Source organism: Polaromonas sp. P1_E3, assembly GCF_056405935.1.
Window position 1 is genome coordinate 1 of sequence record NZ_JBFUBD010000762.1, and the last position, 763, is coordinate 763.

1 protein-coding gene is annotated in these 763 nt (G+C 54.9%); it reads left to right on the forward strand.

From position 1 onward, the window contains the following. On the forward strand, nucleotides 1-610 hold a 610-nt coding region (locus tag AC1D0Z_RS23365; protein WP_477660504.1), incomplete at its 5' end, for a metalloprotease. Nucleotides 611-763: the final 153 nt, after the last annotated feature.

Consider the following 763-nt stretch of genomic DNA (forward strand, 5'->3'; position numbering starts at 1 on the left):
GTTCGGAAAGTGGAGACGAATTCCGTTCTACTTCCACTGGACCATTCTGCTTTGGGTGCCTTGGTACTGGTGGGTACACGGGAGCCTCGTTTGGGCTTTCGTGACGCTGATGGCTTACCTCTTGCTTCTCCTCGCTCACGAGCTTGGCCATGCCATGGTGGCCCGTTCGCAGCGGGTGGAGGTATATGCGATACGGCTCTACGCATTGCACGGCCAATGTGAGCACGAGGAGCCGTACTATGAGCGCAGCGACCTCTTTATCGCCTGGGGCGGTGTTCTTGCGCAACTCTGCATGCTAGGGATCGCGGTTCTTGCGAAGTTCTCACTGAGGTTTCTATTCCCCGCTGGGGAGCAATTTTTCGCACCTATCCTGTTCGTTTTCATAGACGTCAATCTGGTGATGGGGGCCATCAACCTGATTCCCGTTGCACCGCTGGACGGCCACAAGGCGTGGCGCGCGTTGCCGCTTGCATGGAACGCTTTCCTGTTCCCTGCAAAAAAGGCGATGCATAGCGTTCGACGTGCCTTTGACTTCAAGAGGCGCAAGGCGATCAAAATAGAATCTCAACAGGCGACTTCGGAACTTCTTGAGAGGCTAAAAAAGAAGTAGGCACTTGGCACCCCAGTTAACAGCTTGCTCGCCACGGACGCGCAACAGCCTGAGGCGGCTTCGCAGCAAGACGTTGCGGCCCGGTCATTTTTACGTTGAAGTCTATGCAAAAAAAGCTGCCCTCAATTCACACTGGAACTCTGGTGCTTGCAT